The organism is Brevibacillus sp. FW306-2-1A-C05A (assembly GCF_058781555.1).
In genome coordinates this window covers 1-1,343 of the sequence record NZ_JBYSWV010000108.1, presented here as the reverse complement: position 1 = coordinate 1,343, position 1,343 = coordinate 1, and the positions used below count along the sequence as shown (strand labels likewise).

General features: G+C 48.8%; 1 protein-coding gene. It reads right to left on the bottom strand.

What is annotated here, in order from left to right; all coding sequences use genetic code 11:
• Positions 1-54: 54 nt before the first annotated feature.
• Positions 55-1,245, bottom strand: coding sequence for an ISL3 family transposase (locus AC3WJN_RS25520; protein WP_081592107.1), 1,191 nt, complete (start codon positions 1,243-1,245; stop codon positions 55-57).
• Positions 1,246-1,343 lie beyond the last annotated feature (98 nt).

The window sequence follows — 1,343 nt, the reverse complement described above, 5'->3', positions numbered from 1 at the left end:
AGCTCTTCACCATTAAACGTGCTTGATCTTCCTCTAGCGTAGTTTTTCACTTTTTTATATGGCTGGTTTACACTCCAGCCGAATTCGAATCTTGAACCGCTCGATGTTGCGATACCCATAGGCTCGTCGCTTGATGACTTTCACTTTGTTGTGTGTCCCTTCAATCGGAGCATTTGTAACTCGAAACGAAAAATAATTCTGAACCGACTGTCGCCATTGAACGATTGTTTTTGCAATCGAACGGACGGCAGAGGTGGGAGATGTGAGGTGCTCGGTTATCCATTGTTGGAGTGCTTCTTTTCCCGACTCTTCTGTCTGAGCTGCATATACCGTTCTCATGTGCTGAAGAGCGTTGTAAAGGCGTTCCAAATGGGGATCTTGAGCGAACCAGGCTTTCAATTCCTCCTGTTCCTCAGGTTTCAGTTTATCAGGAGGTGTGTGGAGCAGACGTTGTTCATGTCTACCCCGGCGATGAGTTCCCCGCGAACGGGTACGTTTACGAGCAGCTTCTAACGATTTGGAGAAGAGCTGAATGACGTGGAACTTGTCCGCTACTACCGTGGCATCCTTCCAAACACCGCGAACCGTCTCAGCCATTCCAGGAGCCAAGTCTGTCACAACAACCTGTGGAGGCGTAGCAAAGGGCCAGTTCATGAGAGCCTGACGAACCTGCTCACGTGAACGCCCTTCTGTAACCTGCCAGATATGCCCGCTTTGTGCATCCATGAGGTTGACACCGTACTTGTGTCCTTTTTGGAGAGCAAACTCGTCCAGACAGACCATAGTAGGCGTAAGATGATCTTGGGGCTTAGCGAGAAGCTGAGGAGCCAGTTGGTAATACCACCGTTCCAATGTCGTATAGCAGATTCCGAGTTGTTTGGAAACGCTAAGCAAATCCCTCTTCTGACACAACTCAACGGCCATTTGACGAAACGCAAAAGTAGCCGTTCCTCGATAGGGAATTCCATCCCATTCGAGAGTCCAGGTGATCTGGCAATCGTGGCAACGTTGTCGATATACAGGAACACGTACCCAGACAGTACCCCATGAAGGAATAAAGCGGTGACGAAGAAGACGGTACCCTGGGCGAGCATGATTGGTGCTCTCTTTCAGGCAGAGAGGACACAGATGAGAGGCTGGATTGGGAGTGAGAGTCACTACCCAATCGGTTTCAGTCGTTTTGTCCCAATGGGAAAGTTGAAACGATGGAAGGCCGATTAAGTCTGTGGTAAACTGGTTAGACAACGTAGATTTCCTCCTATCTTGTGATGGTCAGGACAACTTTCACGATAGAGGAACATCTACGTTTTTTCAATGTCTAGCACGGGTTATGGTGATGAATC